Genomic DNA, 17,737 nt, shown 5'->3' with positions numbered 1-17,737 from the left:
CGGTGTGTGGAGGCCCTATCGCCTCGGCGCTTCCGTGGTGCGGTTGATTTCAGGGCGACGGCGGTTCGGGATGCAGATCTGTTGCGACGAGAGCGGCGGCAAGGAGAAGAACAGCTTCATCGTATCGGCCGTCCGCGGCGATGCCGGGGAGATCGTGCGGGCGGTCAAGAAGATGAAGCGGGCGGCCAGGATCAATGGCGAGATGCATGGCTTCCAACTGGAGATGTGGCAGATCGAGCGCATCTTCGGCGTGCTGGGGAACCACCCGGAAGCCCTCGCGGTGTCGGTTGCGTGCGGGCGTGAGGATCTGGTGGGCGGCTTCGCTATGGGCGCGTTGGAGGAGCCGGATCTGTGGGGTGAGATGGTGACGGAAAGCTGCCTGCCGCTGTACGACGCGCGCGTGCGCATCATCGTCCCGGACAGGCCCCGCTACAAGGCGAGCGTCTGCGAGGTGATCCAGGCGCGGATCGCCGTGGACATCGCCCGCCGTACCGGGCTTCCCCCGGTCCCGGTCAGCTGGGCTGACAGTCAGCGCAGTCCGGGCGTTCAAATCGCCGATGTGATTTCCAACACGGTGTGGCGATCCCGGCAGAACGTCCCGGAGGCCCCTCGCTGCCGGCAGTTGCTGGAGGAGGCGCAAGCGCGCGGCCAAGTGACGGTGCGGCTTCTGGAACTGGTCGAGCGCCGTCCGGAATGGATCGGCCAGATTTTGGCCATGCAGGAGGGCTGAAAAAGCGAAAGCCGCCCGAAGGCGGCTTTGCTGAAGGTGTCGGCGACTCGCCTTTCCCCACGTCCCAAGTGACTGACGGTGCCGGGCGAACCCAAGCCCCTCCTGGACGGGCAGCGAGCGCGGCCTTTCGGCGCTGACCTCGACACGATCTAATTATGGGCATTTCCCCCTACGTTGGTCAATGCCATTTCGCCATTTCCGAAATTCAGTGGCGGGGATGAAGGGGCATTCCGCTCGGGCTGTTGGCGGTGGGCGAGGCGGGGCGGGTATGGGGACACCAAAGCGTCAACGAGGCGAATAGCCGGGTTCAATTTTCGGGCTTTTGCAGGTAGCCCTTCTCGATCAGCCAGTTTCTGAGAATGCGCTCGACCGTCGATGATACGGAACGTTCATCGCTCTTCGCGGCGCGTTCCAGCGCTTCCTTGAGTTCAATGGGGACACGGAACGAAAGAGCTGCGTCCTTGGGCATCTCACATTCTCACACAAACGCAATTGACTGTGCAGCTATGGCGTGAGAAAGTTTCATACCTTGTGTGAGAATGCAAGGCGGCCGAACAAGGTGCTGGTAACACCTTGCCCGGCCTAACCACAACCCAAGCTGATACGGAGCTGCGGATCATGGCTGATTCCGAGACTACCACACCTTTGCCTGAAAACAGGGACGCCGAACTGCTGCGCCTGGGCCGGCGGCACATGGCGCTGATGCGGGTCTACGCCGCGTCGGAGGACCTGTTCGTGGAAGACGCGCCCGATGTGGCGATGGACGCGATCACCGCCCGTCTGCTGGAGCTGGAAAACCGCATCGCCCGCCTCCCCGCCCACACCTTGCCCGGCATCCGGGTCCGCCTGTGGGCGCTCTGGAGCCTGTACCGCAGCGAGTTGAGCATCCTGTTCACCGGCCCCAAGCCGGAGGACGCCTCCGCCGAAGCCCTGCTGATCTGGGGCGTCCTCCAGGACACCGAGCGGCTGCTGGCGCACGCCTGACCGGCATCCCGCATCGACGACCGGCGCGGTGAAAGGGCCGCGTCGGAATGCCGGCTGGACTTGACGAGGAGGATCGTCATGATGCCCGGACCGACGCAACCGGGCGAATCCACGATGCCGGGACGGGAGTCATGGAGAAACGCAGCCTCATGAGCATGGAAGGCGCCGGGGAGAACGGCCCGCGGTCGGCCGACGAGTGGGAAGAGGCCCTCTACACAGCCTTCGACCGGCGCGATCCCCATCCGCTCGCCCTGGCGGAGGAGGCCCTGCGCGCATGCCCCGGCGATTACGTCGTCCTCAGTCTGGCCGCCACGGCGGCCCTGGTCGAGGCGAAGCCCGACCGCGCGCTGGTGTTCCTGAAGCGGCTGTCGAAGCGCTATGAGGACACCGGACCCCATCACCTTCTGCACGGCCTCGCCCTGGCCCAGAAGGGCAACCTGACGGGGGCGCGCCGGCTGCTCGAACGGTACGGGCTGCTGCGCTATTCCGACGCGATGCAGTACTTCCCCGGTGGCGGGGCGCTCGGGCCGTGGCTGAACGAGTGGCTGTTGACCATCCGCGGCGACCCGCGGCCTGGACGGAAGAAGGCCGCCGCGGCTTCCGGCGCTTCCGGCAAGGGGGGAACGGCGGCAAAGGGCAAGGCGGCACCGGCCCACCCGGCCCACCCGGCCCACAAGGGCGCCCCGGGCAAGCCCGCGAAGGCCAAGCCGGCGCCGGCGGCCACCACTCCGCCATCGGCCCCGCCACCGGCCCCGGCGCCCGTCGGGCTTCCCCGGCTGGAGGTCTCGATCCCGATCAGCCTGACGTTCGACGCGGCGGGGGACACCGACCAGACCGGCGCGGACGAGGCTGACGGCGGCTGGTTTCGCCTGCGCGAGAGTTTCGTCCATCTCGGGCTGGCCCAGGGCTTCGACGAGCTGCTCTGCCTGCCCCACCTGACCGGCGTGCAGACCCACTGGTATCAGGTCGAGACGGTGCGCAAGGTGCTGAAGCGCTTCCGGGGCCGCGTCCTGCTCGCCGACGAGGTTGGGCTGGGCAAGACCATCGAGGCCTGCATGGTGCTGAAGGAGTATCTGCTGCGCGCCATGGCCGAGCGCGTGCTGATCCTCGTCCCCGCCTCGCTGGTCGGGCAGTGGCGGGAGGAACTGGAGAGCAAGTTCGCCATCGCCTGCGCCACCACCCACGACCCGCTGCTGCGCGAGGACCCGGAGCGCTTCTGGGCGCAGCCGCGCATCATCGCCTCGCTTGCCGTGGCCCGGCGGCGCGAGCATGCCGAGCGGCTGAAGGCCCTGGCCTACGACCTCGTCATCGTCGACGAGGCGCACCACCTGCGCGACCGCGCCAGCCAGAGCCACAAGCTGGTGGACGCGCTGAACAAGCGCTTCCTGCTGCTGCTGTCGGCGACGCCCGTGCAGAACAGCCTGATCGAGCTGTACAACCTGCTGACCCTGCTGAAGCCCGGCATCGTCAAGACGCAGAAGGAGTTCCGCGCCGCTTACATGGCCGCCGGCAAGCCGCGCCAGCCGGCCAACCCGGACCGGCTGCGCGCGCTGATGCGCGACGTGATGATCCGCAACACCCGCGCCGTGGTGGCGCTGCGCCTGCCGCGCCGGCAGGCCGCCACGCTGCGCGTGGAGGGGACGGAGGCCGAGCGCGCCGCCTACACGGCGACCGAGGCGATGGCCCGCTGGCTGGCCGAAGGGGAGGGCGGGGGACGCCACCGGCTGGCGGTGCGCCACCTGCTGGAAGCCGCGGGGTCATCGCCCGCCGCGGCCGCGGCAGCCGCCCGGCGCAACGCCGCCCGCCACCCGGATGCCGCCTGGACCGATCTGGCGGAGCGCTGGGACGGCGTGGCGCGGGGCGCCAAGGAAACGGCGCTGCTCGACCTGCTGCGCCGGAACCCCGACGAGAAGAAACTGGTGTTCATCCACCACCGCGAAAGCCTCGCCCACGTCGCGGAACTGCTGGAGGCGGCGCGCATTCCCTTCGCCCGCTTCGCCGGGGACCTGTCCGGGCCGGACAAGGACGCCGCGGTGGCCGCCTTCCGCGACCGGGTGCCGGTGCTGCTGTGCACGGAATCCGGCGGTGAGGGGCGCAACCTGCAATTCTGCAACACGCTGATCAACTTCGACATTCCCTGGAACCCCATGGCCATCGAGCAGCGCATCGGCCGCATCGACCGCATCGGGCAGGAGCGCGAGGTGTTCATCTTCAATCTGGCGACCGCCGGCACGCTGGAGGATTCCGTGCTGCGCATCCTCGACGAGAAGATCAACATGTTCGAGCTGGTGGTCGGCGAGGTCGGGGCGATCCTGGGCGAGCTGGAGGAGGAGCGCGACTTCGCCGAGTTGGTTCTGGACGCCTGGCTGGCGACCACGGAGACCGGCGCGGGCAAGGCCGGGGAAGGCTTCGACGCTCTGGGCGACCGCGTCACCAAGGCGCGGCGCCAGTACGAGGATGTGAAGGTGCTGGACGACGCCCTGTTCGGCGAAGCGTTCGAGTCCTGACGGGCGGATCGAAGGAGGACGCCGGACCATGGCCGATCTGCGCGATTTCATGGCCGACCTGCTGGAGCGCGAGGGTGCGGCGGTGGACCCCGCCGGCCCCGACCTGCTGGAGGTGCTGGCGCCGCCGCCCCTGCGCGAGCGTCTGGGCTTGCCGGAGATGGCGCTGCTGGCCTTCGGGGCGGAGCGTCCGGCCGGGGCCGTGCCGGTCGGACTGGACGGCGACTGGCTGGAACGGGTCGGGGCGCTGCTCGGTGAAAGGGGCCGGCGGGCGGTGCGGATGGTGGTGCCGGAGGTGGCACCGCCCGCCGACCCGGAACGACTGCTCGGGCACGCGCTGGAGCTGCCGAACGCCGTTTGGCGCCTGAAGGGGGCGGCGCCGGCCTGGACGCGCTATCGGCTGCTGAGTTTCCGCTACACCGCGCTGTCCGATGAGAAGCGCGAGGGCGTGCTGCGGCTGGGTCTCAACATGGCGACCGGGGCGCTTCTGGATGGGGAACAGGCGGTACTGTGGGACCGCCTAGCCGCCGACCCCGACTGGCGGACGCCGACGCCCGAAGCGCTGCGCGCGGCCCCGTCGCCCTGGCCGGCGGAGCGCGTGGACGCCCTGGTGCGCGCGGCGCTGCCGCCGCGCCTGTCGGCCCATCTGGCGCCTTTCCTGCGCAGCCTGCGCCGGCGGCTCGACCGCGACCGGGACCGCCTGCACGAGTACCACCAGGACCTGCACCGGGAAGCCGCCAAGCGCCTCGCCACCGCCCGCGACGACGCGGAGCGCCAGCGGGAAACGGCGCGCCTGGAGGCCATCGCCCGCGAATACACCGGCAAGCTGGACGACCTGCGCCACAACTACGCGCTGGCGCTGACCGTGGAGCGGGTGCAGGCGCTGGACCTAATCCTGCCGGTGCATCGCCTGTCGGTGCTGATCCGCCGACGCAAGGGGGAGCGGGTGGTGAGCCTGGACTGGAACCCGCTGCTGCGCCAGCTCGACCCGCCACCGGTGGAGGCCGGGGCTGGGCTGGAGCGGGCGCGTCTGGTCTGCGACGAGCGGCTGCACCTGACCGACGCTGCGGCGCAGGGGCCGTGTGTGTCCTGCGGCAAGCCCTTCTGCCGCGCCTGTCACCCGCAGGCCTGCCCGAAATGCGGCCATTCTGCCCAGGCCGAAGACGACGCGATGTTCGGAAGCTTGGCGGTATGACGGAGGTCGGAGACCGTTGCACAGCCGAAGGAGAACAGAAGCGCCGCTCCCCGCGGGGGCGCTCGGCGGATGCTGACGTGCACGGTGTGATGATGGGCCGTATGGTCACCTTGGACCTTGCGGGCACGGGCGTCGGTCGACGCCGCTCCGCGGCGAGCGCTCATGCTCGAACCGGAACCGTTGCCAGGGCATTATGACCCAGCCGAAAAGGGCCTACGGGAAACCCGGCGCGGTTCAGTTCGTCCGTTCGCCTCTTTGAGGGTTGTAGGGGCGCGAAGAGAGGTGCGATCGGTCGTGCCCCACGAGGTGGTGTAGGAGCTGTGGGGAACCGGCCCGCCGCAGCGCCCACCTCTGGCTGGCGTAGGCGGGCCGGTTATCCACAGCGGGGCAGTCATCGTGGTTCTTCGGTAGAGTCTGGTTACCACACCTCAACCCGACCGAAGGGTGACCACGATGACCGACGAGATGATGGCGCTTCGCGCGATGCTTGAGAAGGGCGCGGATGCCGATGTTCTGCGCGAGATGATCGGCTTTGCTGCCGAGCGGCTGATGGAGTTGGAGGTGCAGGGCCTGACCGGCGCCGGTCATGGCGAACGCTCGGCCGAGCGACTGGTCCAGCGCAACGGCTATCGCGATCGCGACTGGGAAACCCGAGCCGGCACCGTCGAGCTGCGCATTCCCAAACTGCGCAAGGGTTCCTACTTCCCCGGCTTTCTGGAGCCGCGGCGGATGGCTGAGAAGGCACTGACGGCAGTGATCCAGGAGGCCTACATCCAGGGCATCTCGACGCGCTCGGTGGACGATCTGGTCCAGGCGATGGGGATGTCGGGCATCTCCAAGAGCCAGGTCAGCCGGCTGTGCGCCGAGATCGACGAGCGGGTGAAGACCTTTCTCGGCCGTCCCATCGAGGGCGACTGGCCCTACCTGTGGCTGGATGCCACCTACGTGAAGGTGCGCCAGAACGGACGCATCGTTTCGGTCGCCGTGACCATCGCCGTGGCGGTCAACACCGACGGCCGGCGCGAGGTGCTGGGCATGGACATCGGCCCGTCCGAGGCGGAAACCTTCTGGATCGAGTTTCTGCGCAAGCTGAAACGCCGGGGGCTGAACGGCGTCAAGCTGGTGATCTCCGACGCCCATGGCGGCATCAAGGCGGCGGTCACCCGTGTTTTCCAGGCGACGTGGCAACGCTGCCGGGTGCATTTCTCCAGGACCGCGCTTGCCCATGCCGGCAAGAGTGGGCGCCGCGTCGTGGCCGCCTTCATCGCCACCGCCTTCGCGCAGGACGATGCGGCCTCCGCCCGAACGCAGTGGCGGCAAGTGGCCGATCAGGTCCGGGCCAAGCTGCCGAAGCTGGCCACCCTGATGGACGAGGCGGAAGAAGACGTCCTGGCCTACATGACCTTTCCCAGGGAGCATCGGGCCAAGCTCCACTCGACAAACCCGATTGAACGTCTCAACGGCGAGATCAAGCGGCGCACCGAGGTGGTGGGTATATTTCCCAACGAGGACGCGATTACACGCCTCATCGGTGCGATATTGCTGGAGCAAAACGATGAATGGGCCGTTCAGCGGGCGCGATACATGACGCTGGAAACCATCGCCCCGCTCGGCGATGATCCCATCGTCAGTCTGCCCGCCGTGGCCGCCTGACCATCCGGCCAGACAAGCCGGAGAACCTGATGAGTGACCCAGTTCCTACACCACGCCTCGGGGCACGATCGGTGCGATCAGGATGTGGTTGGTTAGTCAATGGTTTTACTCTATATCGGGGCGGAGCGGATGAGCAGCAACACTTTTACGGCCAAGGAGCGGGCCCTGATCCGCAACGAGTTCATGACCCGTTTCGGTCCCCCTCCCAAACTTGCGGACGGCGTTCTGGTGAAGCGCTGGGTCACTGGTCCGAACAAGGGCAAACCCAAGCCGAGCCTGACGATCCAAGGGCTGCTCGACCGCGGCCTGATGGAGTTGCCCGACGACGGAGGTCATTGGCTAAGGGCGCGTTTTACTGCGGCTGGCATCGAAGCCCTTCGAGCGATGGCCGAAGACCAGAGAGCGCTACCTCCGACTGAGTATCAGCACGTCTTGGACGAACTCGGCATCAGGAATGCGGGCGACAACGATGACGCTTCGCCGCCGGGCGATGATCGGGGTTGAGTTCACGCAAGCAGTTGCAAACACACTCGTTCCGAGTAAGTTTTACCTCCGCTCAGGCACTCACCCGTAGCCTGCCGGAGCGAATTGGACGGCGGCTCCTTCCTTTGTCCCCAGGCGCCGTCGTCCATAATTCGCCTTGTTGCTGATCTGTAATCGTGCCGCGTTGGGCGAGTATTCTGGTGCCCGCCAGCAGCAAGGAGCCACCGGTCCAAATGGTCGACCGGCGGTGAGCGTGGATCTCGGCACCGCCTGCAGATCCTGCGCGCCGTTGGCGCCGACCGGCAGCAGGATCACCTCTCCGACCGGTCGCCGACCTGCAAAACATCCCATGGGATATCTCGTGCATTGTGAGGCGGGAGGCAACCGGGTACGATCTCGCGCATGAAGAGAGCCGTCCTCGACACCTGCATTCTGACCGCTGGCCTGCGCAGCCGGCAGGGTGCCTCGTTCGCCGTGCTGAGCCGTCTCGCCGACAGACAGTTCTCAGCGTTGGTGACCACCGCGCTGTTTCTGGAGTACGAGGCGGTGCTGAAGCGGCCGGAACAGCGGGCGGTGCATGGGCTCGACCTCGACGGCATCGACGGGCTGCTGGGCGAGTTGGCCGCGATCCTGGAACCGGTGGAGGTGCGCTTCACTTGGCGCCCACAGCTTTCCGATCCAGCCGACGAGCTGGTGCTGGAGGCAGCCGTCAACGGGCGGGCGGATGCGCTGGTGACCCACAATGTGCGGGACTTCGCCGCGGCGGCGCGGTTCGGCGTTCCGGTGCTCCGCCCTGCGGAGTTCCTGCGAGGAGGTACGACATGAGCAAGGCGACTTATCCCCTGAAGCTGCCCGCGTCCGTCAAGGCCGCCGCAGCCCGGTTGGCTCGCGAGGACGGCGTTTCGCTCAACCAGTGGATCGCTGCCGCGGTCGCGGAGAAGGTCGGTGCCGTCGAGACGGCCGCCGCCTTCCTGAAGGACCGCGCCGGTGATGCGACTGGTGCGGGCTTGCGGTCCTTCCTGGACCGGGTGCCCAACGCGCCGCCCGCTCCGGGCGACGAATTGGACGCGTGACCAACCTGTCCAGAAAAGGACAGCTTCAGCCCACAAGGGACGGGAACCGCCCGTGCCGTTTCGGACCAGACCGGCGAGGGGAGCGGAGCGGCCGCGCTCGGCGGGTTCGACGAGCAGGGCGACTGGCGGGCGTGGGGTCCAGCATCACCGCGTTTACCGACGGTGCATAGGCGGCTGCGACACCAGCGGCTTTGAGCATGGCAAAGCGATCGATGCAGACGGCGGTCCCCGTACGCTCGGCGTCGCTCTGTGAAGCATCGAGCATGTCACGCGTGAGCGCGTGCCCAGGCGGCACGCAGAGTTGCCCTCCGGCGACGCGGATGAGCAGGGTCACGCGGCCCTGCTCTGATCGTCGCCGATGAAGTCGGCGCCGCTCGCGGGCTGGAAGGCCGAGCCCTGCGAGGGTGGCGCGGCGCCGGCCGGAGCCTGGCCCAGGACGGCGTTCTGGTTGGCCACCTTCTGCTCCTGGGCGGCCACCGCGGCCGCGATCGCCGCGGCGGCGGCGCGCTCGAACTCGTCGTCGGTGCGCGCGGCGCCGACCAGCGGGGCCGGAGAGGCGGTGCGCGGCAGCATAGCCGCGACGAACCGGCCGAACCGGGCGAGGCCGCCGGGCCGCTCGCCGGTAAGCCGCTCGGTCATCACCGGGTCGTTGAACCACGCCGGCGACGAACATTCGATCGGCCGGCTCATCATGCCCTGATAGAGGACGTACTGCTCTTCCAGCTTGCGCATGGTGAGCAGCCGCTGCGCGGGCAGGAGCGGAAGGCCGGTGGCCGACCGCGAGGTGTTCCACTGGAACATCTTGACCTCCTTGCCGGCGCCCTCCGTCTGGCTGACGTTGGCGGTGATCGCCGTGTAGTTGCCGACCGCCTTGCTGACGGCTTCCGCGGTCTCGCTGTCGTTCTGCTGCAGGAGGATCTGCGCGCCGACCGCCGATTTGAGGATGCCGACGGCCTCCTTGTTGATCTTGAGCGCGATCTGGCCGTAGCTCTGGCCGACCAGCAGGAGCTGCACCCACTGGCCGCGACCGAGCGCCGGGATCTGTAGGAAACTCTCCATACCGGTGGGCAGGGTCCAGAACTCGTCGGCGAGGTAGATGATCGGGCGACCCTTGGTTTTGATGTCCTTCTCGTCCTGACTGATGAAACGCGCAGCACTGCTCTCGAAGAACATGCCGGTGATCTTGCCGAGCGCCACGGCGTCTTCCAGCGGCGTCACGATGAACAGGGCCACGGGCTTCTTGGAGAAGCGCAGCTCGTCCAGCCCGAAATCGGAGGCCGAGGTGCGGCTGCGCACGGTGGCCACCTTGAAGATGTCGATGCCGCCTTCCATGGTCGACAAAACGGACCCGCGCTCCTTCGACGGCGTGCGGGACAGCGAGGCCAGCTCGGTGATGACGCGCGCCGGGTAGCCCCGCTGCTCGGCCTCGGCGATCCAGGCCTGGAGCATGGAGGCGACCGCGTCCTGGTCCTCGCCGGCGGTGGGATCGGGTTGGAAGTTCTTCGTCGCCTCCGTCATGAAGTCGATGAGGCGACCGAAGGACGGCTCGCCGAGCTGGGGATCGGCCTCGCAGCGGTAGATGGTGAACAGCGAGAAGCCCTGGAGGGCCGCCCGGCCCTTGTCGCGCCAATGCGGCTCGATCTTCTCGTCGATGGCCATGGTCGCCAGACGCTTGACGTACTGCTCGCGCTGCGCCTGCCAGGTGAACAGCTTCATGATGTCGCCCAGCACGTCCTTCAGAGTGGCGCGGGCCGGCGACGTCCAGGTGGCAAGGGCGTTGGCTTCGAGCGCGATCACCTCATCGCGGATCACCAGGCGGCCGCCGAGCGTCGGGTCGGCTCCCAGAGCGGCGACCCAGTCCGTCCGGTCGCGGACCTCGACCATCAGGATCTCCAGGGCGCGGATGGGATCGGCGTAGACCCGCCCCAGGGCGTCGAGGATGCGGGTGCGGGTCCGCGGCACCTCGCGGCCGCCGGGCAGGCTGTCGAACCCCAGCGGGTTCCAGCGGTCGCCGTCCATCGATCCGAGGCTCAGCTTGATGACCTTGTAGCCGGCCTTGATCAGCCATTTGAGGGCCTTGGCGTACAGTTCCCCCTTAGGATCGTTGACCACGAAGGTGGGCTTCGGGCAGTAGGTCTTGCGCCCCAGCGCCCAGCCGAAGGTCTCGAAGCCCAGGATCGGCTGGTATTCGGGCCAGTCGGCCAGCAGGTTGGGGAGGATGATGCCGGCGGATTTGCCGGAGCCGGGCGGCGCGATGAGGATCGCCGACAGCGTCTCCGGCATCCGCAGCAGGCGGCCGTTGGGCGCCCGTCCCAGCACGATGCCCGTCGGCGAGTAGAGCCCGCGCTTCTTGACGTAGCGGTCCTTGGCATCCCAGGCGGCCTTCCGGATGTCGCGGTCGGTGGCGAAACGGGCGCTGCCGTGACTCTTGCGCTGCAGCTCGTAGGGGCAACGCTCCGCCACGCGCAGCGCCACAAAGAGCCCAACGGCCAGGGACACCATCACGCTCCAGTGCGGCATGCCCCAGACTTCCAGGGGCGCCTGCACGAGCAGCACCCACAGGGGCTTGGCCCAGAGGGTCGGATATTGCCAGAGCCCGATGGCGTAGTAGGCCCCGGTGTCGCGCAGCCAGCGGAGCGAAAAGCCGGGCCGCCAGCCCGGATCGTGCAGCGCGCCCAGCGCCGGCCAAGTTGCTGTCGACCGGGAGAAGTCGAGCCCGTTGAACAGCTTGTAGAGCGGGAAGGCGCAGGTCAGAAGCGCCGTCGCGGCCAGAAGGCCGATCAGGGCGCTCATGACGAACCAGGCGATCGCTTTCTGACGTTCGATTTCTTCGACCATGCCGCCAGTGTGACGGCGGCATGGTCGGGAAATCGAGCACCGGCGTTCTCAGCGCTCGGCGCCGCCGCGCGCCGAGCGCCTCTGCCGCGCCGCCGGCGCAGCCCCCTGAACAGGGGTTTCGCGCCGGTTGGCCTCCTCGAGCATCGTCATGTGGACGCGCTTCAGGTTGATCTCCGCCGCCCGGAACAGCTTGCCCTCGTCGATGTAGGCCTGGGAGCCTTTGGGAAGGCGCGCCATGGCATCGACGTGGGCGCGCATCGCGTCGACGGTGTCGGCGTATTGCTCCAGCGGCGTGGGGTCCTGGCGGCCGCCCTTCGGGCGGATCTTGCCTTCCTCCTCCAACTGGCGCACATGCGCCGCGAGGCGTTCACGGACCGGATAGGGGTCCTCGCCGCGGTTGCGGATGGCGGTGTAGGCGTGGATGAGCCCGGACCCGTAGGTGAAGGGAGCCTCGAGGCGCATCCGCTCCAGCAGCGCGTTCGCGTCGACCGCAGGCGGCGGGCCGCCGCCGGATCGCTGGTCAGGTCGCATGACGCATCATCTTTCCATCCCCCCACGCCTCGTCGGCTTCCTGGTGATGTCCTGAGGCCGGTCGAGAGCGGCCCGGCGCGACGTCTCGCCTTCAAGGACCGCCACGCCGCGCTCCAGCGAGCCGCGCACACCGGCCGAGCCCCCCGCCTCCGGCAGTTTGGCGGCCAGCATGGCCTTGGTCATGGCCAGCCGGTTCACCAGATCGGGAGCCGGGATTCGGCTGGCGCGCAGAACCGCTTCGTTGCGGCCGGCCTCGCCCTCGGCGACGAAGAAGGGCTGGATCGCCTGAAGTCCCGCCTCGCGGCGCCGGACCTCTTCCTTGAGCACCGCCTTGCCGGCGCGCAGCGCCTCCAGCGTTGCCGGGTTGGCGGCCGGGTCGGCCTCGCGGCGGACCAGCAGGGCCGCGGTCACGGCGGCCCGGTTCGCAAGGTCGTCCGACGGGATGCCCTGCGCGCGGACGCGGGCCTCGGCAAGGCCTTGCTCGTCGTTGCGGGCGTAGAAGGGCTGGATCGCCGCAGGGGCAGGAATGGAGGCGGACGACTTCCCGGCACCGGTCGAGAACTGCAGACCGCCGATGCCGTCCGCGACGGCGCGCGCGGCGTCAAGGGCGCCCTCGTACCACGTCTTGCCGCCGTCCGCCTCAAGCGTGGCGCGGATCGTCTCGGTGGCCTTGGCGTCCGCTTCGGCGGGAACGGGGACGTCCGGGACGGAGGCGGCCATCCCCGCCCGTGCCGCGTCGATTCGGGCCAATATGTCCGTGACGGCCTGCGGTTCAGCGGGGTCGGCCGGGGTCAGCAACGCGCCGACGCCGCCATCCCGGATTGCGGCCTCGGCCTCGCTTGTTTTGGACAAGTCAGATGGATCGACCTTAGGCGATTCAGCGGTGACGGCGGGCAGGCCGACCGCAGCGGATGGCGCGGTGCCGGCCAACGCCTCCTCGATCATCCGGCGGGTTTCGGCGAGGGACGCGCCGACGTCGGCCGCGTTCCGGGTCAGCCGTTCGGCGATCTGGCCGGCATCGGCGAGCGTGGCTTCGGCCAGCTCGCGCGCGTTCCGGATCGGTTCATCGACGGCTTCGGCCGCGGCGAGCGGCGCCGGAACATCGTCGCGGCCGGCGAGGTGGACGGCTCCGGCCGCGGCCGCCACTCCAACGGCGGCACCGGCGCCGGCAAGCGCGGCGCGCGACCAGTTCCGCGACTCCGCGGTGGCGGTCAGATCGGCCTCGACGATCGGGACCGCGCTGAACCCGCGCAGGACGGGCAGGGCAGAGACCGGGACGGCGACGCCCTCGGGCCCATGATCGGCCAGGGGAAGGTTGGCGATCCGCGCAAGGGCGCGCAGTTCGTCCGCCGCGACCCCGGCGGCGAACAATGCGACGTCGTCGCCCTGCGCGAAACGGGCGACGGTCAGCGCTCCTTCATCGCCATCAGCCGCCGTCTGGGCCGCGTCGGCGTAGGCGGCGCGCAGGGCCGGATCGGAGAGGGGAAAGCTCTTGCCGGACAAGGGCTCGGGCAAAGGCGAGGGTTCCGCGACGGTGGCGGCGGTCAGTGTGGACATCCGATGAGTCTCCAAGGCAAGTCCGGCGCCCGTGTCTCGGTCCCGGACAGACAGCAATTTACCACAGGCCTGTTCCTGCCGGATAGCACGCACCGGACCGCTTTGCGCGTCCATAGCATCCGATCTCATAGCATATTGACGAAGTCCCGCAGCAGGAATGTCGGCAGATGGGGCATAGCCCAGGATGCCGTTCCGCTTCTCGATAGCGGCGGTTTCCTTGTCCTGAACTTGGACCAGGATGGTCTGCGCCTTGATCACGGCGGCCCGGGCCTGCCGCACGGCTTTGCGGGCCTGCCCGACGGCGTGGATCGCCGCACCGGCCTCGCCCCAGCGGTCGGCGGCGGCGCGGTAGGCGGGGCTGCGCAGCAGATCGGGCAGGCGGCCGAAGGTGACCTCCGCCCAGGGCCAGCCCGTTCCGATGGCGTCCACGACCCTCCGGCATTCGTTCTTCGTCGGAACGGCGTGAGCGGCCGTGACGAGGGGCAGGCCGGTCGGCAAATGGGACACCACCCAGCCGCGGCCCGACGTCCGCGTTTCGGTCAGCGGCGCCGCACGGCCGCCGAGCGCCGCCGCGAGGTCGGCGCGCGGCATCGCACCGCGCGCGCGGGCGATTTCCCGGGCGGCGGCGGACCGATAAGCCGTTCCCCCATCCATGTCCGCGGCGATGCGGTCCAGGGCCTCGGCGAGCGCCGTGGCCTCGTAGCGGCGCATGGCGCCGTCCACCGCATCCGACCGTCCGCGGGCGGCCGCGGCGGCGTTCCGCAAGGCGGCGGCGTCCAGGTCCGGTCCGCTGGCCAGGCTCCAACCGACGATGCGGAGGTCGACGGGGCGATGGACCGCGAAGGGGCCCCGGGTCTCGACCGTCAGGGTCACCTTCTCCCATCCGTCCGGACCGGACACCGCCAGGACCGCGGGCCGGGCCGTCCAGTCCTCACCGGGCTCCGGCTCGTTGACCGGCCGCGCGCGGTCGTCCGGGGCCACCGCGCGCGCCGCGGCGTCCATCTGCACGAGCACCGGGTGCCCGGCGAGCACGCGGTCCGGAACCGGCTCGCCCCGGGCGACGGCGTCGAACACGGCGGCGGCGTGGCGGCGGGCGAGCGGCTTGACCAACCGCGGGTCGATGGCCTGGAGATCGAGATCCGCCAGTTCCGGCATCCGGCGGGCGACGTATTCGGCCCTGGACAGCCGCCAGGGCGGAACGTCGCCGAGCGCGTCTCCTTCATCGAGCACGCGGACCGGCGGCATCGCAGTGCCGCCGGCGAAGGATGCGGCGGCCGCCACGGCTTTCTCCATGGCCGGGTGCGCGGGGCGTTTGCCGGGCTTGCCCTGCTCAAGACGGCCGGCCGGCGCGGTCCAGGGTAGAGCCTCCGCCGCGTAGGCGCCGTCCGGTGTGGGCCGGAGCCGCACTTCTCCGACCGCGGCGCTGTAGGTTTTATCGGTGAAGATGCGGCGGCCGCGGGGGTCGGCGCCGGGGAGGGCGAAACCCCAGGACATGCCGGCACCTGAGAGGTGACGAGAGAGCGCCTGGAGGGCGTCGCGGTCGGCGGGGGACAGGGGCGCGTCCCGGCCGCCGGCAACGCTGTATTGCCTGAGGGCAGGCGGTGGTCCGATCACCTCATCGGCACTGAGAATCGCTGGGTCGGCCGCACCCCCGCGCCGTCCCATCTCGCGCAGCCAGAGATCCCGGACCTCCGGAACCGCCGGGCGGGCACCGAAGGTCCCGTCGGCCAGGGCCTGGAGAACGGCGGAAGTCCGGTCCGGAAGAGCGAGATCCGCTACAAGGTGATCACGTAGGGCAGCTCCCCGGACACCACGGACGTCGTCACCCGCGGACCGCCAGGCAACGGGGGTGCGGCCAGCGGGCCCTGCTGCGGCTTCAGCATGCGCGTGTGCGGCAAGTTCCTCAGCGAATCTTCGAACGGGGTATCCGGCGAATCCGAATCGCTCCGCTCCAAGGCGGCAAGATTCGGGATCGCAGAACGGAAGGAATTCGTCGGCGGAGAGGCGGCCTTCCCGGAGGTTGACATGGACGGACTCATGAAAGAGGGCGTTTGCGGGGTTGGCGTCCGTCATCGCGACGAACGCGTGATGATGGACCGAACCGTCGCCGGATCGCAACGGCGCGGTGAGCCCGGAAAGCGGCTCGATCGGCCCGCCGGCACCGCCGACCTTGGCGACGATCGCCCCGGCCACATGGACACGCCCTTCGGCAAGATCGGTCGGTAGGCAGGATGACGCCAACGGACGCAGCGCGGTGGCCAGGAGATTTTGCTGCGCTTGGTACGCCGCGTCGGGATTGACCCATGATCCGATGGCCGCTCCTGGCGTCACCGCACGGTAAAGCCACTTCTGGCCGGCTCCCTCGACGAAAACAATCTCACCAGGAACGGGGATGCGATCTGGAATGGGCGGTTCGGGTTGGCGGCGGTAGGAGACGAGTTCGGGCGGAATGCGTGGAACGGCGCCCAGACTGAAGGCGACTGACGGCCCGGAGATCCGCGCACTCCTCCATCCGAGACTGTACTGAGGGTCATCCGTCCCGACGTCCTGCCGCCGTTCCGGACGGCGCTTCGCGATCACCGGGCGCAGGGCCTCGACGGCACGGTTCACCCGGTCCGGGTCCGGGTAGGCGGGCATCTCCGGATGGAAGAGCGCGCGGATCTCCGGCCTCTCCGCGAGCGGCGGTCGCCTTGCGACGGCGCGGGCGGCGGCCCCGCGCGCCTCCTCCAGCCGCGTGTCGGCGATCCCCGCCGCGTCGATGCGCTTCTGCATCCGCCCGGCCGCCTTGGCGAGATCGGCGCCGGAGGACGTCTCCCCGCCCCAGAAGCCGGCGAGGCTGACCGCCTCGTTGCGCAGTTCCAGGACGGTCCGGGCGCCGAGGGCGCGGGACAGAGCCCGCGCAAAGGCGCTGCGCGACCCTGCCGCCTTGTCGATGCGCTTCAGCACCCTCTGCGACCGCCTCCAGCGCTCGTCGAGCACGTCCTGGGCGCGGGCGCGGGCGACCTCGGCCAGCCGCGCCAGCGGGTCGGGGTGGTAGCGGATGCCGGAGGACAGCCGGCGGAACTCCGTGCCGCGTTCGAAGGGCCGGCCGTCGGGCCGTTCGAGGCGCAGCTCGTCGAGCGGCGAACACAGGCGGGCCGCCGGCGGTGGATCGGAACTGGCGATGCGGGCGATCAATTCCTGTGGCCGGCCACCGATGGTGACCGTGATCGGGAAGCGCAGTGGCGCGCTCAGCGCGGCCTGCGCCGCGTCGCGCCCGGTCTCCGGCCGGTCGGGCACCGCGAGGCCGCCGACGGTCCAATCGTCGCGGCGGCAGTCCGGGGCCAGCGGGTCGCAGAGGGGGGAGGGCCGGTCGGGATCGGCCCGCAGGGTCACCGTGCGGTGCTCGGCATCGAGGACGGCGGTCAGCCGGTTCCCGGCGACATTGATGACGGCGCGCCGCTCGGCGGGGAAGACTGGAGTCAGGTCGCCGTGACTCCAGCGCAGGCGCCGCACCGCTGCCCCGCTGTTGCGGAGGGCGGCGTAGGCCGCCGCCGCGCCGAACCGGTCCATGACCAGCGCCGGAACCCGGTCGCCGCCGAGAAAGGCGAGGTCCCCATGGCGGCCGGCGAGCCACACCCCGCGCCCGCCGCCGTCCGGCAGGCCGAGAGCCCGGTCGAGCCGCTCGACGTCGCGGCCGACCAGGAGCCAGCGGGGGCCGGAAATCTCCACGAGTCTCGCCCATGGGGCGTCCTCATCCACAGGGGGGAGAGCGGCGGCGAGCTCCAGCGCTTCCCGCAGCTCCTGCTGGTCCGCGTCGAAGGCGGCGAGGTCGCCGGCCGCGACGGCGACGGACAGGCGGGCCAGCAGACGGTCGAGCGGCTGCCCGTCGCGGGCCAGCCACAGGCGGTCGGGCGGGCTGTCCGGCAGCGACGTCCAGTCGGCCAGCGGAGCCGCGCGCTCCGCGAAGAGGCGGGCGGCCTGCCGGGTCTTCTGCCGGCCGACGACGCGTCCCCCGGCCGTCACCATCCAGGGATCGAGAGGGACGCCGTTGCGCTTCAGCCCGGCCCGTCGGGCGACGGCCAGGGGGGTGCCCTCCATCACCATGCCGGCGGCCTCCTCGGTGCGCCCCTCCGGCGTGGTGAAGCGGACCGCCAGCGCCAGCCGCCACCGCGCCGCCGCGGCGCCCGGCGCCGTCCTGGTCTCCATG

General features: G+C 69.8%; 12 protein-coding genes. 8 read left to right on the top strand and 4 right to left on the bottom strand.

Translation table 11 applies throughout. The annotated features are described in order from the left end of the window. Positions 1-34: 34 nt before the first annotated feature. On the top strand, positions 35-730 hold the full coding sequence (locus DXK32_RS13345; RefSeq protein ID WP_162801169.1) for a DUF3800 domain-containing protein: 696 nt from the start codon (positions 35-37) through the stop codon (positions 728-730). Positions 731-1,037: 307 nt separating this feature from the next. On the opposite strand, the gene DXK32_RS13340 is transcribed toward DXK32_RS13345, so the two are convergent. Continuing rightward, positions 1,038-1,199 (bottom strand): Arc family DNA-binding protein, encoded by a 162-nt coding sequence (locus DXK32_RS13340; RefSeq protein WP_114858952.1) that lies wholly within the window; start codon positions 1,197-1,199, stop codon positions 1,038-1,040. Positions 1,200-1,348: 149 nt separating this feature from the next. On the opposite strand from DXK32_RS13340, the gene DXK32_RS13335 reads away from it, so the two are divergent. The 7 genes from DXK32_RS13335 to DXK32_RS13305 all read left to right on the top strand — a co-directional run bounded on the left by DXK32_RS13335 (position 1,349) and on the right by DXK32_RS13305 (position 8,622). After that, positions 1,349-1,714: a hypothetical protein gene (locus DXK32_RS13335; RefSeq protein ID WP_162801168.1), complete on the top strand. Its 366-nt coding sequence runs from the start codon at positions 1,349-1,351 to the stop codon at positions 1,712-1,714. 149 nt (positions 1,715-1,863) lie between these two features. Next, entirely contained in the window at positions 1,864-4,221 is a 2,358-nt protein-coding gene (locus DXK32_RS13330; RefSeq protein WP_114858950.1) for a DEAD/DEAH box helicase, read from the top strand. Between the two features lie 28 nt (positions 4,222-4,249). Further along, positions 4,250-5,413: a hypothetical protein gene (locus DXK32_RS13325; RefSeq protein ID WP_114858949.1), complete on the top strand. Its 1,164-nt coding sequence runs from the start codon at positions 4,250-4,252 to the stop codon at positions 5,411-5,413. A 453-nt stretch (positions 5,414-5,866) separates the two neighbouring features. Further along, on the top strand, positions 5,867-7,066 hold the full coding sequence (locus tag DXK32_RS13320) for an IS256 family transposase (protein ID WP_114858948.1): 1,200 nt from the start codon (positions 5,867-5,869) through the stop codon (positions 7,064-7,066). A gap of 129 nt (positions 7,067-7,195) precedes the next feature. Further along, complete coding sequence (locus DXK32_RS13315) at positions 7,196-7,570, top strand: hypothetical protein (RefSeq protein ID WP_162801167.1); 375 nt, start codon at positions 7,196-7,198, stop codon at positions 7,568-7,570. A gap of 381 nt (positions 7,571-7,951) precedes the next feature. Next, on the top strand, positions 7,952-8,374 hold the full coding sequence (locus tag DXK32_RS13310; RefSeq protein ID WP_114858946.1) for a putative toxin-antitoxin system toxin component, PIN family: 423 nt from the start codon (positions 7,952-7,954) through the stop codon (positions 8,372-8,374). Further along, a complete protein-coding gene (locus DXK32_RS13305) occupies positions 8,371-8,622 on the top strand; it encodes a toxin-antitoxin system HicB family antitoxin (protein WP_114858945.1) in 252 nt (83 codons plus the stop codon). The genes DXK32_RS13310 and DXK32_RS13305 overlap by 4 nt, the downstream gene beginning before the upstream one ends. 330 nt (positions 8,623-8,952) lie before the next feature. Here the strand turns inward: DXK32_RS13305 and DXK32_RS13300 are convergent, their stop codons facing one another. Genes DXK32_RS13300 through DXK32_RS33080 form a run of 3 tightly spaced genes read right to left on the bottom strand, consistent with a single transcriptional unit; the run spans position 8,953 to position 17,736 of the window. Then, positions 8,953-11,460, bottom strand: coding sequence for a type IV secretory system conjugative DNA transfer family protein (locus DXK32_RS13300; RefSeq protein ID WP_114858944.1), 2,508 nt, complete (start codon positions 11,458-11,460; stop codon positions 8,953-8,955). A gap of 48 nt (positions 11,461-11,508) precedes the next feature. Then, positions 11,509-11,991 carry a hypothetical protein gene (locus tag DXK32_RS13295; RefSeq protein ID WP_114858943.1) on the bottom strand — a complete coding sequence of 161 codons (483 nt, stop codon included), beginning with the start codon at positions 11,989-11,991 and terminating at the stop codon, positions 11,509-11,511. Between the two features lie 6 nt (positions 11,992-11,997). Then, positions 11,998-17,736 carry a hypothetical protein gene (locus DXK32_RS33080; protein ID WP_247877127.1) on the bottom strand — a complete coding sequence of 1,913 codons (5,739 nt, stop codon included), beginning with the start codon at positions 17,734-17,736 and terminating at the stop codon, positions 11,998-12,000. Position 17,737: the final 1 nt, after the last annotated feature.

This window comes from Azospirillum brasilense (assembly GCF_003349955.1).
Lineage (GTDB): Bacteria > Pseudomonadota > Alphaproteobacteria > Azospirillales > Azospirillaceae > Azospirillum > Azospirillum brasilense_B.
Note: the sequence above shows the minus strand (reverse complement) of the source record. Positions and strands in the feature narration are given on the sequence as shown.

Excerpts from the sequence above, each read along its gene's own strand:
- DXK32_RS13300 (WP_114858944.1), bottom strand. The coding sequence starts at position 11,460 with ATGGTCGAAGAAATCGAACGTCAGAAAGCGATCGCCTGGTTCGTCATG.
- DXK32_RS13295 (WP_114858943.1), bottom strand. The coding sequence starts at position 11,991 with ATGCGACCTGACCAGCGATCCGGCGGCGGCCCGCCGCCTGCGGTCGAC.
- DXK32_RS13335 (WP_162801168.1), top strand. The coding sequence starts at position 1,349 with ATGGCTGATTCCGAGACTACCACACCTTTGCCTGAAAACAGGGACGCC.
- DXK32_RS13325 (WP_114858949.1), top strand. The coding sequence starts at position 4,250 with ATGGCCGATCTGCGCGATTTCATGGCCGACCTGCTGGAGCGCGAGGGT.
- DXK32_RS13320 (WP_114858948.1), top strand. The coding sequence starts at position 5,867 with ATGACCGACGAGATGATGGCGCTTCGCGCGATGCTTGAGAAGGGCGCG.
- DXK32_RS13305 (WP_114858945.1), top strand. The coding sequence starts at position 8,371 with ATGAGCAAGGCGACTTATCCCCTGAAGCTGCCCGCGTCCGTCAAGGCC.
- DXK32_RS13315 (WP_162801167.1), top strand. The coding sequence starts at position 7,196 with ATGAGCAGCAACACTTTTACGGCCAAGGAGCGGGCCCTGATCCGCAAC.
- DXK32_RS33080 (WP_247877127.1), bottom strand. The coding sequence starts at position 17,736 with ATGGAGACCAGGACGGCGCCGGGCGCCGCGGCGGCGCGGTGGCGGCTG.
- DXK32_RS13340 (WP_114858952.1), bottom strand. The coding sequence starts at position 1,199 with ATGCCCAAGGACGCAGCTCTTTCGTTCCGTGTCCCCATTGAACTCAAG.
- DXK32_RS13330 (WP_114858950.1), top strand. The coding sequence starts at position 1,864 with ATGAGCATGGAAGGCGCCGGGGAGAACGGCCCGCGGTCGGCCGACGAG.
- DXK32_RS13310 (WP_114858946.1), top strand. The coding sequence starts at position 7,952 with ATGAAGAGAGCCGTCCTCGACACCTGCATTCTGACCGCTGGCCTGCGC.